Source organism: Agrobacterium sp. YIC 4121 (assembly GCF_002008205.1).
In the GTDB taxonomy this organism is placed as follows: Bacteria; Pseudomonadota; Alphaproteobacteria; order Rhizobiales; family Rhizobiaceae; genus Agrobacterium; species Agrobacterium leguminum.
This window is the reverse complement of record NZ_MRDI01000003.1, coordinates 240969-256339: the sequence shown is the minus strand read 5'-3', so window position 1 is coordinate 256339 and position 15371 is coordinate 240969. Positions and strand designations below refer to the sequence as shown.

At 59.0% G+C, this 15371-nt stretch carries 16 protein-coding genes; 9 read left to right on the top strand and 7 right to left on the bottom strand.

Going from position 1 to position 15371, the window contains the following annotated elements:
- Positions 1 to 67: 67 nt before the first annotated feature.
- The 3 genes from BTE54_RS05500 to BTE54_RS05490 all read right to left on the bottom strand — a co-directional run bounded on the left by BTE54_RS05500 (position 68) and on the right by BTE54_RS05490 (position 2393).
- Positions 68 to 457 (bottom strand): DoxX family protein, encoded by a 390-nt coding sequence (locus BTE54_RS05500; protein ID WP_003520528.1) that lies wholly within the window; start codon positions 455 to 457, stop codon positions 68 to 70.
- A 241-nt stretch (positions 458 to 698) separates the two neighbouring features.
- Positions 699 to 1316 (bottom strand): L,D-transpeptidase, encoded by a 618-nt coding sequence (locus BTE54_RS05495; RefSeq protein ID WP_078051722.1) that lies wholly within the window; start codon positions 1314 to 1316, stop codon positions 699 to 701.
- Positions 1317 to 1496: 180 nt separating this feature from the next.
- Positions 1497 to 2393, bottom strand: coding sequence for a DMT family transporter (locus BTE54_RS05490; RefSeq protein WP_065655058.1), 897 nt, complete (start codon positions 2391 to 2393; stop codon positions 1497 to 1499).
- A gap of 443 nt (positions 2394 to 2836) precedes the next feature.
- Between BTE54_RS05490 and BTE54_RS05485 the strand changes: the two genes are divergently transcribed.
- From BTE54_RS05485 to BTE54_RS05455, 7 genes are all read left to right on the top strand, one after another.
- Positions 2837 to 4246: a circularly permuted type 2 ATP-grasp protein gene (locus BTE54_RS05485; protein WP_065655059.1), complete on the top strand. Its 1410-nt coding sequence runs from the start codon at positions 2837 to 2839 to the stop codon at positions 4244 to 4246.
- Between the two features lie 3 nt (positions 4247 to 4249).
- Complete coding sequence (locus BTE54_RS05480; protein WP_065655060.1) at positions 4250 to 5191, top strand: alpha-E domain-containing protein; 942 nt, start codon at positions 4250 to 4252, stop codon at positions 5189 to 5191.
- A gap of 21 nt (positions 5192 to 5212) precedes the next feature.
- On the top strand, positions 5213 to 6034 hold the full coding sequence (locus BTE54_RS05475) for a transglutaminase family protein (protein WP_078051720.1): 822 nt from the start codon (positions 5213 to 5215) through the stop codon (positions 6032 to 6034).
- Between the two features lie 4 nt (positions 6035 to 6038).
- The gene (locus BTE54_RS05470) at positions 6039 to 6635 is read left to right on the top strand and encodes a class I SAM-dependent methyltransferase (RefSeq protein ID WP_078051719.1); all 597 of its coding nucleotides are present in this window, start codon (positions 6039 to 6041) and stop codon (positions 6633 to 6635) included.
- Positions 6636 to 6752: 117 nt separating this feature from the next.
- Positions 6753 to 7217, top strand: coding sequence for a GNAT family N-acetyltransferase (locus BTE54_RS05465; RefSeq protein WP_065655063.1), 465 nt, complete (start codon positions 6753 to 6755; stop codon positions 7215 to 7217).
- Between the two features lie 50 nt (positions 7218 to 7267).
- The gene (locus BTE54_RS05460) at positions 7268 to 7678 is read left to right on the top strand and encodes a VOC family protein (protein ID WP_078051718.1); all 411 of its coding nucleotides are present in this window, start codon (positions 7268 to 7270) and stop codon (positions 7676 to 7678) included.
- A 23-nt stretch (positions 7679 to 7701) separates the two neighbouring features.
- Entirely contained in the window at positions 7702 to 8355 is a 654-nt protein-coding gene (locus BTE54_RS05455; RefSeq protein WP_078051717.1) for a histidine phosphatase family protein, read from the top strand.
- A 187-nt stretch (positions 8356 to 8542) separates the two neighbouring features.
- Here BTE54_RS05455 and araD1 read toward each other — a convergent pair whose 3' ends face one another.
- The 4 genes from araD1 to chvE all read right to left on the bottom strand — a co-directional run bounded on the left by araD1 (position 8543) and on the right by chvE (position 13544).
- The gene (gene araD1 / locus BTE54_RS05450) at positions 8543 to 9538 is read right to left on the bottom strand and encodes a 2-keto-3-deoxy-L-arabinonate dehydratase AraD1 (protein WP_078051716.1); all 996 of its coding nucleotides are present in this window, start codon (positions 9536 to 9538) and stop codon (positions 8543 to 8545) included.
- Between the two features lie 120 nt (positions 9539 to 9658).
- Complete coding sequence (gene gguB / locus BTE54_RS05445) at positions 9659 to 10855, bottom strand: sugar ABC transporter permease GguB (protein WP_078051715.1); 1197 nt, start codon at positions 10853 to 10855, stop codon at positions 9659 to 9661.
- Entirely contained in the window at positions 10852 to 12390 is a 1539-nt protein-coding gene (gguA, locus tag BTE54_RS05440) for a sugar ABC transporter ATP-binding protein GguA (protein ID WP_078051714.1), read from the bottom strand. The genes gguB and gguA overlap by 4 nt, the downstream gene beginning before the upstream one ends.
- An 89-nt stretch (positions 12391 to 12479) precedes the next feature.
- A complete protein-coding gene (gene chvE / locus BTE54_RS05435; protein WP_065655068.1) occupies positions 12480 to 13544 on the bottom strand; it encodes a sugar ABC transporter substrate-binding protein ChvE in 1065 nt (354 codons plus the stop codon).
- Positions 13545 to 13799: 255 nt separating this feature from the next.
- Between chvE and BTE54_RS05425 the strand changes: the two genes are divergently transcribed.
- Positions 13800 to 14804, top strand: coding sequence for a LysR family transcriptional regulator (locus BTE54_RS05425; RefSeq protein WP_020808912.1), 1005 nt, complete (start codon positions 13800 to 13802; stop codon positions 14802 to 14804).
- Between the two features lie 71 nt (positions 14805 to 14875).
- Positions 14876 to 15358 (top strand): hypothetical protein, encoded by a 483-nt coding sequence (locus BTE54_RS05420; RefSeq protein WP_078051712.1) that lies wholly within the window; start codon positions 14876 to 14878, stop codon positions 15356 to 15358.
- Positions 15359 to 15371: the final 13 nt, after the last annotated feature.

Below are 15371 nucleotides of genomic sequence, written 5' to 3'. Positions count from 1 at the left end.
AAAAAAAGCTCCGCACGGCGTAACCATGCGGAGCTTCTGCAAAAGAGATCGATGACGGGTCGGGCAATCAGGCCCGGCGCTCATCCACCGAGAAGGCGCCCGGACCGGCAACGAACAGATAGAGGAAGATGAAGCAGAACAGGATGGCGGCGTCGCCACCGTTCAGGGCCGGAAAGAAATTGCTCGGCGCATGCGCCATGAAATAAGCGACCGCCATCTGGCCGGACAGGATGAAGGCGACCGGGCGTGTGAACAGGCCGATCAGCACGAGAATGCCGCCGACGAGTTCCAGAAGCGCCGCCACCAGCAGCATCGTCGGCAGGGAGCCATCCATCTGCGATGCCGGAAAACCGAACAGCTTCTGCGTTCCATGCGAAATGAAAAGCAGCGCCGTCATGATGCGCAGCGCCCCGAGTGCCTGCGGGCGATAGCGGGAAAGAGAGTCGAAAGTTGCCATGTTCATGTGTCCCCGTTGAAGTGGTGCCGCGCTCGATACAGTGCATTTACGCCTTTATGGATACACGTCTCGAACACCGGAAATCACGTTTCCGATATAGCAGAACTCCCTTAAATATAGAAAGGGAGGCATTCTACACATCGTTGATTTTCCAGCATAAAATTGACCGTCTGCCGAAAAAATCAACTCAAGGATACAGGCATTTTCTGGCGTGGCAAAGGCGGAAAAATCCGCCTCTTCCTCACGCCTGCAAGACGACGACCTTCGAACCGACCGGCACGCGGCTGTAAAGATCGATGATGTCATGGTTCAGCATGCGGATGCAGCCGCTCGACATGGCATGGCCGATGGATTGCGGCTGGTTGGTGCCGTGCAGACGGAACATGGTGTCGTTACCGCCGCGATAGAGATAGAGCGCGCGTGCGCCGAGCGGATTGTTCGGGCCGCCCGCCATGCCGCCGGCAAATTTCAGATTGCGCGGATCGCGGCGCATCATGTTCGCGGTCGGCGTCCAGGACGGCCATTCCGCCTTGCGGCCGATATAGGCATCGCCCTTCAGCGCAAGACCCTGCCGGCCGACACCGACGCCGTAACGCATGGCGCGACCATCGCCCATAACGTAATAAAGCCGCCGCGCCGGCGTATCCACCACAACCGTTCCGGCCGGGTGCATGGTATCGTAGGTGACTTCCTGCCGGCGCAGTTCCGGCTTGACCTTGTCCAGATGCATGGCGGGAAGCGGGAATTTCTCCTCCGGCTTTGCCGCATAATCCAGCCTCTGCTGGCCGATGCCGGTATTCGCGCAGCCGGCCAGAAACAGCGGCAATCCGAACAGAACACCACGACGTGAAATAGACATGTAACCCCCGCCAAATCTTTGGATTAACGAGAGGTATAATTTTATGGTTAACAAAGCCCTAATATGAGGTTGTGGTAATTAAAGAATTTCCAGGAAAAGTGGAGCCCGGCTTTCCGTCCGGAAATGCAGCAAAACAAAGAGTTAGAGCGCTTTCGCTGCTCGAAGAAAAGCGAAAAGGCTCTAACGTGCGACAACCGCTGCGGCAGGTTTGCGATTGGCGAGATAAACCCCCGTCACCGCCAGAACGGTGCCGGCAATCATGGCCGGTGTCAGCGTTTCGCCGAAAAGCAGTGCTGCTTCCACCGCCGCAAGCGGCGGGACGAGATAGATCAGCGAGGCGGCCCGCGAGACCTGCCCGCGTCGGATGAGATAAAGAAGCAACGCCACGGCACCGATGGAGATCGCACCCACCGACCAGGCAAGCGTGGCGGCAAGGCCGAGGCTCCAGTCCACATGCCCATCCTCCAGCAAAAGCGCGAAGGGCACGGTGACCAGCAGCGCACCGACATATTGCAGTGTGGCCACCGCCATGATGTTTCCGCCATGGACATATTTCTTCTGGTAGAGCGTGCCATAGGTAACCGAAGTCATGCCCAGCACATTCACCGCCACGGCGTAGAGCGGCACCGACAGGCCGACAGCACCGGTGGCCATGACCTTCGGCAGCACGGCAATGGCAATGCCGGCAAAGCCGATGAGCAGGCCGGCGCGCTGCAAGGGCGAGATCCTTTCACCGATCATGTAGCGGGCGGCCACCGCCGTCATCAGCGGCTGCAGACCGGCGATGATGCCGCCGATCGCCGCCGGCACGCCCTGCCCTATCGCCCACCAGATCATGCCGAGATAAAGACCGTGCAGGAAGACGCCGGAGAGGATCGCCCGGAAGAGATCGGCACGCCGCTCAGGCCACTGGATGGAAGAAAAGCGGCAGATCGCCCACAGCAACGCCCCCGCCAGCAGATAGCGCAGACAGAGAAAGGTTAGCGGTCCGGTATAATAGACCGCATATTTGGCGGTGACCCAGCCGGTCGACCAGAGAAAAACGAAGATGGCCGGAGCCAGACGGTCGAGCGACATGGGAACATCCCCTGTGCCGCACCATGCCCGTAACCGGACACGGTGCGGGAAAGGCGGCGAATTGATATTTCTGCGGCTTCACGCAAACCGGCGAAAGATCGAGCCGGGTATTCAGCAAGGCGGTATCCGCATCCCGACGAAAGGTCAAAGGCGTTTTCGTGATCACATCTTTCAGATTTTCTGATGCGACGCCCGATATTCATCAACCGAAAGCGAGCGACTAAAATTTATGCATTCGCCCACGGCGCACACAGTGCCGCCACCCCAATACGCGCCTCGTCCCCGCGCAACCAATTTTCTAATGCCGCATTTATAGGCTGAAACCGAAAAAACGCTTCTTTTTTAAAACTCTAGGGCGGTAAAAAATCTTCTCGGGGAGGCCTGCATAGTTCTTGCATTGCATTTAGCGTTGTATTCATATGGCAAAAAAGGGGACATCGAAGTTGGCATTTGACGAAATGATAAATGCGGACGACACGCCGCGAAGCCCATATGAAAACTATAACGAGTGGTACAGCCGACAGGACAGGGCGCACCTGATCCAGAAATCAAAAGACGCGGAAAACATCTTTCGAAAAACCGGTATTACTTTCGCAGTCTATGGCCATGCCGACAGTTCAGAAAAACTGATCCCCTTCGATATCATCCCGCGCATCATCTCCGGACGGGAGTGGCGCAAACTGGCCCAGGGCATCGAACAACGCGTCCTCGCCCTCAATGCTTTCCTCGACGATATCTACCACAAACAGGAAATCATCCGCGCCGGGCGCATTCCCCGCGAAATCATCGAGAAAAACGAAGCCTTCCTGCCGGAAATGATCGGCTTCACCCCACCCGGCGGCGTCTATACCCATATCGTCGGCACGGATATCGTCCGCACCGGCGAAGACCAGTTCTACGTTCTGGAAGACAATGCCCGCACACCGTCCGGCGTCAGCTACATGCTGGAAAACCGCGAAACGATGATGCAGATGTTCCCGGAGCTCTTCCATGAAAACCGGGTGCGCCGGGTGGAGGATTACCCCTATCTGCTGCGCCAGTCGCTCGCCTCGCTCGCACCGCCCGGCTGTTCCGGCAAGCCGCGTGTGGCGGTTTTGACGCCCGGCATCTATAATTCCGCCTATTACGAACATTCCTTCCTCGCCGACATGATGGGCGTGGAACTGGTGGAAGGTTCCGACCTGCGCGTCATGGACGGCAAGGTCAAGATGCGCACCACCCGCGGTTATGAGGCCATCGACGTGCTTTACCGCCGCGTTGATGACGACTTCCTCGACCCGCTGACCTTCCGGCCGGATTCGGCGCTCGGTGTTCCCGGCATCATGGATGTCTACCGCGCCGGCAACATCACCATCGCCAATGCCCCCGGCACCGGCATTTCCGACGACAAGGCGATCTATTCCTACATGCCTGAGATCGTCGAGTTCTATACCGGCCGCAAACCGCTTCTGGAAAACGTGCCGACCTGGCGCTGTTCGGAGCCGGACAGCCTGAAATACGTGCTGGACAACCTCGCCGATCTCGTCGTCAAGGAAGTTCACGGTTCGGGCGGTTACGGCATGCTGGTCGGCCCCACGGCGACGAAACGCGAGCGGACGCTGTTTGCGGAAAAGCTCAAAGCCCGTCCCGCCAATTACATCGCGCAGCCGACGCTGTCGCTGTCCACCGTGCCGATCATGGTGAAGAACGGCATTGCGCCGCGCCATGTCGATCTGCGCCCCTATGTGCTCGTCTCGGACAAGGTGCAGATCATTCCCGGCGGCCTGACCCGCGTGGCGCTGAAAAAGGGCTCGCTGGTGGTCAATTCCAGCCAGGGCGGCGGCACCAAGGATACCTGGGTACTGGAGGATTAAGCCATGCTGGGCAGAACGGCAAACGGGCTCTACTGGATGTTCCGGTACATCGAGCGCGCTGAAAACATCGCCCGGCTGATCGATGCGGGCCTGCGCGTTTCATTGACGCGCTCCGGCAGCGGTGATGAGGACTGGGATGGCGTGCTGCAAAGTGCGGGCGTGCGCGAAGCCTTCCTTGAAATGCACAAGAAGGTGACGGCGGCGGACGCGATCGATTATCTGCTTCGGGAAAAATCGAACCCTTCCAGCGTCATGTCCTGCATCGAGGCGGGCCGCAACAATGCCCGCATGGTGCGCACGGCGCTGACGCGCGAGACATGGGAAGCCACCAACGAATTCTGGATCGAGCTGAAGAACATTCTCGGTCGCAAGCTCAACCATGCCGAACTGCCGCAGACCATCGATGTCATCAAACATCGCGCCGGTCTGGTGCGCGGCGCCTTCCACGGTTCGATGCTGCGCAACGATCTCTATAACTTCTCCCGCATCGGCACCTTCATCGAGCGCGCCGACAACACGGCCCGTATTCTCGACGTCAAATATTACGTGCTGCTGCCGGCGGTGGCCCATGTCGGCTCCTCACTCGACAATGCGCAGTGGGAATCCATCCTGCGTTCGGTTTCGGCGCACCGCTCCTATGGCTGGGTCTATGATGCGGAATACAAGCCGGCCAATATTGCCGACTTCCTCATTCTCAATGGCCGCATGCCGCGCTCGCTGGCCTATTGTTATGAAAAGATCGCCAGCAACCTCAATTACATCGCCGAGGATTACAGCGAGAGGCACAAGGCGCACGACACGGCCGAGAGCATTCGCGACAGCCTGCGCGCGACCACCATCAGCCGGGTGATGGATGAAGGCTTGCACGAATTTCTGGAGAGATTTGTCAACCGCAACGGACAATTGGGACAGGAAATCACGGAAGGCTACCGCTTCTATCAATAAGCGCGTGGACGGGGACAGCTTATGCGTCTGAAAATCACCCATACGACGGAATATGTCTATGACGAGCCGATGCCCTATGCGTTGCAGCGGCTGCGCCTGAGGCCGCAGACCGGCCCCGGCCAGACGGTGGAGAACTGGGATGTCTCGGTCGATGGCGCCACCGTCGAAGTGACCTATGACGACCACTTCGGCAACCGTGTTGCGCTGGTGGAAACCGAAGGCCCGCAGCAGCGGGTGAAGGTGGTGGCGAGCGGCACCGTGAACACCGAGGACAAGGCCGGCGTGTTCGGTTACCACATCGGCAATGCGCCGCTGTGGCTTTTCCTGCGCGAGACGCCGCGCACCAAACCCGGAAAGCTCGTGCGCGAACTGGTGAAGGTGAGCGCCGGCGACAGCGAGCTGGCCCGCCTGCATGACCTGATGGAAAATATTCACCGCAAGGTAGAGTATGTGCCGGGCGCAACCGATATCGAAACCACGGCGGAAACGGCGCTGGAAGCGGGCAAGGGCGTCTGCCAGGACCACGCCCATATCCTGACTTCCGCCGCCCGGCTGATGGGCCTGCCCGCCCGTTACGTTTCCGGTTATCTGATGATGGAAGAGGTGGAGGAACAGACGGCCACCCATGCCTGGGCCGAAGTGCATCTTCAGGGGCTCGGCTGGGTGGGTTTCGACGCCGCCAACAATATCTGCCCCGACGACCGCTATGTGCGCATCGCATCGGGCCTCTGCTACCGCGATTGCGCGCCGATATCGGGCATGCGCATCGGCCCCGCCGGTGAGACCCTGAATGTGTCGGTCACCGTGCAGCAATCGCAGGGCCAGAGCCAGTCGCAGAGCTGACACGATGACTGGCAGGGACGACGACACAATCGGCTTTTACACGGGTAACGCTGCGGCCTATACCTCGCGCGGGCAGGCGGCGGATCGCCCGCATCTGGAAACATTCCTGACGCGGCTGCAAGAGGGTGCAAGCATTCTCGAGCTGGGATGCGGCGGCGGGCAGGACAGCGAATTCATGCTGGCCGCCGGTTACGATGTCCACCCCACCGACGGAACGCCTGAAATCGCCAAAGCGGCGCAAGCCCGGCTCGGCATTCCCGTCCGGACATTGCTGTTCGAGAATATCGATGAGAGTGCGCGATATGGCGGCGTCTGGGCCAATGCCTGCCTGCTGCATGTGCCTCGCCCTGCCCTGCCGGGCATCATCGGCCGCATCCACACCGCGCTGAAACGGGGTGGCGTTTTTTATGCCAGCTTCAAGGCGGGAGAAGCGGAAGGCCGCGACATGTTCGGCCGTTATTATAATTACCCTTCGAAGCCCTGGCTGGAAGACGTTTACGGACAGTTTGATTGGGCGGTGGTGGAGATCGAGGCGAGGCAGGGCAGCGGTTATGACAAGCTCCCGACCGCATGGCTGCATGTGACGGCAACGAAACCCTGACCCCGCGCGACAACTTGACGGTTGCGAAACCCCGTCCCACCCGGTTTAATCCCCGCATCGATTTGAAAGCATGATCCGGCTTCAGCCTGCGGGAGGAAAGCCGGCCGGGAGACGGCTTTGTACAGCATTTCCGACTATCGCGACTGCCAGTCGCATGGACCCGTCATCGCCGAACGGGTCTGGACGGCATGGTGGCAGGATAGCGGCCTTCAGGTGGGCGACGTCGCCGAGCACCTGAAGGACATGACCAACCCCCATACGCTGCCCACCGGCTTCGTCGCCCATGACGGCAGCGATTATGTCGGCTCCGCATTCCTCATCCATTGCGATCTGGAAGAACGTCCGCAATATCTGCCCTGGGTCGCAGCCCTGTGGGTGGAAGAAGACCGCCGGCGCTCGGGCGTGGCGCGAGCCTTGATGCAGGCCGCGACGCAAAGGGCAGCCGAACTTGGCCACGAGACCAGCTATCTCTGCTGCCAGCGGGGTCTCGAAGCCTATTATGTCAACTGCGGCTGGACCGTTCTGGAACGTGGCGTCGGCAAACACGACCTGACGGTGCTGACCTACACAATAGACAAATAGGTTTCCGCCGCGATCCGCCGCCGGAAACCCCTGAACCGCCGGGAGGAACCATGCAACCGCCAACCGCCATTATGGAAACCGCGCTCTACACCGACGACCTCGACGCCGCCGAAGTCTTTTACCGGGATGTTTTCGGGCTGGAAGTGGTACGCAGGCTGCCGGGGCAATTCATCTTCTTCCGATGCGGGCAGCAGATGCTGCTGCTCTTCGACCCCGAGCAATCCCGCCGGGCCGACCCCGACAATCCCATCCCCCGCCACGGTGCGGTGGGGCAAGGTCATTTCTGCTTTTACGCCAGGGACAAGTCGGGGGTGGACGGCTGGAAGGCGCACTTCGAAGCGCTCGGAATTCCCATCGAACACTATCACCGCTGGCCGAATGACAGCTATTCCGTCTATATCCGCGATCCGGCTGGTAATTCGGTGGAGGTTGGGGAAGGCAAGCTGTGGGGGTTTGGATAAGCCCAATACCCGGAAGAAACGCTATGAAGAACATTTTTGTCGTCACGCACACTCAGTCCATCCACCATGTCGAAAACAAGGTCGGGGGTTGGTATGACACCGAGCTGACACCCAAAGGTGTGGCAGATGCGGAAGCAACAGCTGCTAAGCTTATGACCTTGATTGGCAGTGCATCAATTGAAATCTTCAGCTCCGATCTTCTCCGGGCCTCCCAGACTGCGGCAATCGTTGCTGAACATCTCAAGCGCCCTTTTGAAATCACAAATGACCTGCGAGAAATCAGCTACGGTTCGGCTGGCGGCATGCCACAGGAATGGCTCGACGCCCGCCAAATCCCCGCTCAGGACCACAATCGGATGGATCACCGAGGCGGAATCGCCGATGCCGAAACGAGACGTGAGGTGGCGGAAAGAGTGTATCGCTCTGTTAACACCATTATTTCGCGGCCATGCCCAACACAGATCATCGTTACCAATGGCTTTGCCCTTACCTTCGTCATCGCAGCATGGATCAAGATGCCAATAGAAAGCGCCGGCTATGTCAGCTTTCCGGCGCGGTCTGGAAGCATTACCCACCTAAGACAAGATGACTATTGGCAAAGTCGATCCGTTATTGCTTTGGCGGATGTTTCCCACCTGAAGGCAAGCTGTGGGGGTTCGGGTGAGGCAAGCGCCTGACAGTTGCCCGACACACAAAGGGATAACGGGATGAAAGAGGTATCATTTTGCGCATCCTCGGGCTCGTCCCGAGGATCTATCCACGTCGCTTAAAATCAATCGGTCGCAGGTCCTCGGGACAAGCCCAAGGATGACGTCGAGGGAGGGATGACCCACCCCCGACCATTTTTCACGCGCAGTCCGCAGATCATATCTGACGAACGGTGATCTCTTCTTCCGCATCCACGGCCAGCGGGTTTCTCAGCGGCAGGCCGAAACCGGCGGCTTCGATCTCGAAGACGTCGCCCGCTTCCGGCTTGATGCCTTCTGCGAAGGAGAGCGTCGCAGTGCCGAACATGTGCACATGCACGTCGCCGGGCGCGCGGAACAGGCCGTATTTGAAGTGGTGATATTCGAGGTTCGCAAAGGTGTGAGACATGTTGTCCTCACCCGAAACGAACGGCTTTTCGAAAATGACCTTGTCGCCGCGGCGGATGCGCGAGGTGCCACGAATATCCGACGGCGGAGCGCCGACGCGGATTTCCGGGCCGAAGCTTGCCGGGCGCAGTTTGGAATGGGCGAGGTAGAGATAGTTGATCCGCTCGGTGACGTGATCGGAAAACTCGTTCGAGACGGCAAAGCCGATGCGCACCGCTTCGCCCTTATCGGAGATCACATAGATGCCGGCCATCTCAGGCTCTTCGCCGCCATCGAGCGCGAAGGAGGGAGAGGTGAGAGCCGCACCCGGTGCTGCCGCCACATGGCCGTTGCCTTTGTAGAACCACTCGGGCTGAACGCCCTTTTCACCGGCCTTGGGCTTGCCGTTTTCGAGACCCATGCGGAACATCTTCATGGAGTCCGTCAGGCTTTCTTCCGCCGCTTCCGTGGTCTTCTTGTGCATGCTGTCGCGGGTCGCGGCCGAACCCAGATGGGTGAGGCCCGTGCCGGTCAGATGCAGATGCGCCGGATCGGGATGGGTGATCGGCGGCAGGAAACGACCTTCGGCATAGGCCTTTTCGAGATCGACGACATCGCCGAGACCATGGGCGGAAATGACATAGGCAAGGCTCTTGCCGCCATTGGCGGCTTCCATGGCAAGCGCATAAACCGACGCCGCACCCTTGACGGCCTGCGCCTGCCCGCCTTCTTCGCGAACGGCTACGGTGATCTTGCCACTGGCATCTTTGATCTGTGAAATGAGCACGGGATTTCCTTCCTCCGGCGCAACGCGCCTTTATCTCTTCTACGCGGCGCATAACGCCTGCATCTTATGAAAGTGGCCGGAAACCGGCCACTTTTTTGACTTGCTATGTGGGTTGGGCAATCAGCCCTTGTTCTTGTTGTAAACGTCGAAGAACACGGCGGCGAGCAGCACGAGGCCCTTGACCATCTGCTGGAAGTCGATGCCGAGGCCGACGATCGACATGCCGTTGTTCATGACGCCCATGATGAAGGCGCCGATGACCGCACCGGTGATCTTGCCAACGCCGCCGGATGCCGAAGCGCCACCGATGAAGCAGGCCGCGATAACGTCAAGTTCGAAGCCCACACCCGCCTTCGGCGTCGCCGAGTTGAGGCGTGTCGCGATGATCATGCCGGCAAGACCGGCCAGCACGCCCATGTTGACGAAGGTGAGGAAGCTCAGGCGTTCGGTGTTGATACCGGAAAGCTTGGTCGCCTTTTCATTGCCGCCCATGGCGTAGATGCGACGGCCGATGGTGGTGCGGCGGGTCACGAAGCTGTAGAGCGCAACGAGAACAAGCATCACGATCAGCACGTTGGGCAGGCCGCGATAGGTGGAAAGCTGGTAGCCGAGGAACAGGATCGCGGCCGAGATCAAAAGGTTTTGGGCGATGAAGAAACCGAAAGGCTCGACATCGATACCGTGCTTCACGTTCACGACGCGACGGCGCCATGCGAGATAGAACAGCACGACGGTAATCAAGACCGTCAGGATCATCGAGGTGGTGTTGAGACCTTCAATGCCGCCGATATCAGGCAGGAAGCCGGTGCTGATGATCTGGAAATCGGTCGGGAACGGACCGATGTTCTTGCCGCCGAGCACGAACAGCGTCAGGCCGCGGAACACCAGCATGCCCGCCAGCGTCACGATGAAGGACGGGATGCGGTGATAGGCGATCCAGTAACCCTGTGCAGCACCGATGATGCCGCCGATGACGAGACAAATCAGCGCCGCAAGGAACGGGTTCATGCCCCATTGCACGGTCAATATGGCCGCTATCGCGCCGACAAAGGCGACGATGGAGCCGACCGAAAGGTCGATATGCCCGGCCACGATGACGAGCAGCATGCCCAGCGCCATGATGACGATGAACGAGTTCTGCAGGATGAGGTTGGTCAGGTTCACAGGGCGGAACAGGATGCCGCCGGTGTAGAACTGGAAGAAAACCATGATGGCGACGAGCGCGATCAGCATGCCGTATTCGCGAATATTGGCGCGAATATAGGACGAGATCGAGACGACGTTACTTTCTTCGTTTGTGGTGTTTGCCGAACTCATGAGTTCTTCTCCCCTGAGCGCATGATAGCGCGCATGATGCTTTCCTGGCTCGCCTCTCCCTTCGGCAATTCAGCGACGATGCGGCCTTCGTTCATGACGTAGATGCGGTCGCAATTGCCGAGCAGTTCGGGCATTTCCGATGAGATCATCAGAACGCCTTTGCCGTCGGCAGCGAGCTGGTTGATGATGGTGTAGATTTCGTATTTCGCGCCGACATCGATACCGCGGGTCGGTTCATCGAGGATCAGCACGTCGGGATTGGAGAACAGCCATTTGGAGAGCACGACCTTCTGCTGGTTGCCGCCCGAAAGATTGACCGTTTCCTGAAAAATCCCCGACGAGCGGATGCGCAGGCGCGTGCGAAAATCGCTCGCCACCTTCATTTCCTTGATGTCGTCGATGATGCTGGCACTCGACACGCCGGCCAGATTGGCAAGCGTGGTATTGTGCAGGATGTTGTCGTTGAGCACGAGACCGAGATGCTTGCGGTCTTCCGTGACATAGGCGAGACCGGCATCGATGGCCTTGCGCACGGTGCTGACATCGACCGGCTTGCCGTCGATCAGCACTTCGCCGCTGATCTTGTGGCCATAGGACTTGCCAAACACGCTCATGGCGAATTCGGTGCGCCCGGCACCCATCAGACCGGCGATGCCGACGACTTCGCCCTTGCGCACGGTAACGTTGATATCGTGCAGAACCTGGCGGTCGCGGTGCTGCTGGTGATAGGCGTTCCAGTTCTTCACTTCGAGAATGGTCCCGCCGATCGGCACATCGCGCGGCGGATAACGATCCTCGAGATCACGCCCCACCATGTTGCGGATGATGACATCCTCGCTGATTTCTTCCTTATGACAGTCGAGCGTCTTCACCGTCATGCCGTCGCGCAAAACGGTGATCTGGTCGGCCACCTTGCGCACTTCGTTGAGCTTGTGGGTGATGATGATCGAGGTCATGCCCTGCTTACGGAATTCCATCAGCAGGTTCAGCAGCGCCTCGGAATCGCTTTCGTTGAGCGAAGCCGTCGGCTCATCGAGAATGAGCAGCTTCACGCTCTTCGACAGCGCCTTGGCGATTTCGACGAGCTGCTGCTTGCCCACGCCGATATCGGTGATCAGCGTCTCCGGCGATTCCTTCAGACCCACCTTCTTTAAAAGTTCGCGGGTACGGTTGAAGGTCTGCTGCCAGCTGATGACGCCGCTCGAAGCGACCTCGTTGCCAAGGAAGATGTTTTCCGCAATCGACAGAAGCGGCACGAGCGCCAGCTCCTGGTGAATGATGATGATACCAATATCTTCACTGTCGTTGATGGCGCGAAAATTCCGCACAGCGCCTTCATAGTGGATTTCGCCCTCATAGGTGCCGGCGGGGTAAACACCGGAAAGGACCTTCATCAAGGTCGACTTCCCCGCGCCGTTCTCACCGACGAGTGCGTGGATCTCACCCTCTTTAACCTTGAGGTTGACGTTCTCAAGCGCTTTCACGCCCGGAAACGTCTTGGTGATGTTCCGCATTTCGAGAATGGTATTGGCCATATCGCAATCCAGCGCCCGATTAATTCCGGCGTTTTTATTTTTATGGAAAACGGGGATGACGCCAAGTCATCCCCGCATGTGTGTCGAGCTTATTTCAGCTGGTCTTCCTTGTAGTAACCGCCATCGACGAGAACCTGCTTGTAGTTCTCCTTGGTCACTGCAACCGGCTTCAGCAGGTAGGACGGAACGACCTTGACGCCATTTTCATAGGTCTTGGTGTCGTTCACTTCCGGCTCCTTGCCTTCCATCACGGCGTTGACCATGTTCACGGTCACCTTGGCGAGTTCGCGGGTGTCCTTGAAGATGGTGGAGTACTGTTCGCCGGCAATGATCGACTTGACGGAAGGAACTTCAGCGTCCTGACCGGAAACGACCGGCAGCGGCTGGTCCTTCGTGCCATAACCAACGCCCTTCAGCGAGGAGATGATGCCGATGGAGAGACCGTCGTAAGGCGACAGAACGGCGTCAACCTTGGCGTCGGTGTAATAGGCCGACAGCAGGTTGTCCATGCGGGCCTGGGCCGTTGCCGGGTCCCAACGCAGCGTACCGACCTTGTCCATGCCGGTCTGGCCGGACTTCACGACGAGCTTGCCGCTGTCGATGTAAGGCTGGAGAACCGACATCGCGCCGTCATAGAAGAAGAAGGCGTTGTTGTCGTCCGGGGAGCCGCCGAAGAGCTCGATGTTGAACGGGCCCTTGCCGTCCTTCAGGCCGAGCTTGTCGACGATCGAAGTCGCCTGCAGAACGCCAACCTGGAAGTTGTCGAAGGTGGCGTAGTAGCTGACGTCGCCGCTGTTGCGGATCAGGCGGTCATAAGCGATGACCTTGATGCCCTGCTCGCCGGCCTGCTTCAGAACGTCCGACAGCGTCGTGCCGTCGATCGATGCGATCACGAGGACCTTGACGCCCTTGGTGACCATGTTTTCGATCTGGGAAAGCTGGTTCGGAATATCGTCATCGGCATATTGCAGGTCGGTCGTGTAACCGGCTTCCTGAAGCTGCTTTACGATGTTGTTGCCGTCGTCGATCCAGCGTGCGGACGACTTGGTCGGCATGGCGATACCAACGGAACCCTTGTCCTGTGCGAAAGCCGGCACTGCGAAAGAAGCAGCACCGATGGCACAAGCCGCCATCAGCGAAATAATGGACTTCATTAACTCTCTCCCTTGAGCCCTTCTCTGGAGCCCGCATGCTGCGGTGCACCATGAAATTCATGCCGTCAGAGGAAGAAGCCGCATTGCGCTCATTCCGATTTCGCAATTGCGAAATGGAACAGCTGCCGCTCCTCCCCGGCATTCCGCAAATTGTTCTGAATCCATATAACTGTCAAATAGAATAAATCAGTTTCCATATATCAATTATGATATATTAAATCGATACAAAAACCGATGAGGGGTATAAAACCACGAATGAACAACCAAAAAGTGTATGAGCAGGCGCAAACAACGGATGCCCTTTTCGTCTTTGAGGACAACCCTTTGCTGCGGGCCGGATTGAAGATGAGCCACCTGCGCATGCTGGTCATGATCGAGGAGCACGGGCAGGTCAGCGCGGCCGCCGCCGCCATGAACATGACGCAGCCGGCCGCCTCGCGCATGCTCTCGGAAATGGAGGCGATCGTCAAATCACCCCTTTGTCAGCGGGCCTCGCGCGGCGTTGTGCTGACGAAATTCGGCGAGGCGCTGGCGCGGCGGGCGCGCACCATATTGCTGGAACTGCGCGAGGCGAGCCGCGAGCTGAACCAGATGAAATCCGGCAGCGGCGGCTCGGTTTATATCGGCGCCGTCACAGCACCTGCGATCAGCCTCGTGGTTCCCGCCATAAGGCGCGCCATGGACACCTATCCCGGAATCGAAATCAACGTGCAGGTGGAAAGCAGCAACGTGCTGGCCCGGGAACTGCTTGCGGCCCGGCACGATTTCATCATCGGCCGGATACCGGACGATTTCGATCCCGGCCTCTTTTCCATCCATGAAATTGGCATAGAGCGCGCCTGTCTGGTGGTGCGCGAAGGCCACCCGCTGCTTCGCGGCGAGCCCGTGACCCTGCAGGATCTCTCCGGTTACGACTGGGTCTTCCAGCCGCCCGGCGCGCTTCTGCGCAGAACCATGGAAGATGTCTTCCTAACCCATGGCGTCGCCATGCCGCGCAACGTCATCAACACACCATCCGTGGTGCTCACCCTTGCGCTTGTCTGCAACACGGATGCCATCGCCCCGATCGCGCAGGACATGGCCGAATTCGTTGCCGGCCAGCAGGCCGATATCGGCCGAACCCGGATATTGCCGACGGATTTCGAACTCGTCGTAAAGCCCTACAGCATCATCACCACCAAGGGCCGCGTTTTGCCGCCCAGCGCCCGCCTGCTCTACGATCTGGTTCTGGATGAAAGCCGCAAGCTGACCGGCCCGTGACGGCGGCAAGCCAGACACCACCTTCATGATCCATAAAGGCCGGATAGTCAGACCGGCGAGGGAAAAGCCGCATGCTCTTCGGACAATCCGTCTTCCAGTCGGTCGTCGACAGGCTGAAACACGAAAAAGAAACGGAAGAGGAAGGCGCGGAGCCCCCACCGCCCGCCGGTCACCGCATTGCCGGTTTCAGCTCGGGCTTCGTTATCGATACACATATTGAAACGCCGCCGCCCGCGAACGGCAATCTCGATGCCTATCTCGCCTTCCTGGCCGACCCCGCGCCACCACCTGAACCGGAGCCGGCGCCCGAACCGGAATCCATGCCGGCCCATCTCGAAAGGACGTCGCTTGCCGATGTTTCGGCGGAACTGGCGATCCACGACGCCGACACGGCCGCAACGCTTGCGGAAAAGCGCCGCGCCTTTGCCCGCCTCAATCATCCCGACCGGGTGAAACCGCAGTTCCGGCACAATGCGACGCTGCGCATGACCGCGGCCAATCTCCTGATTGACCAGGCTATACGGATGCTGCGGGCACGGGAGCATTTCCGGTAAAGCGCCGGACGGC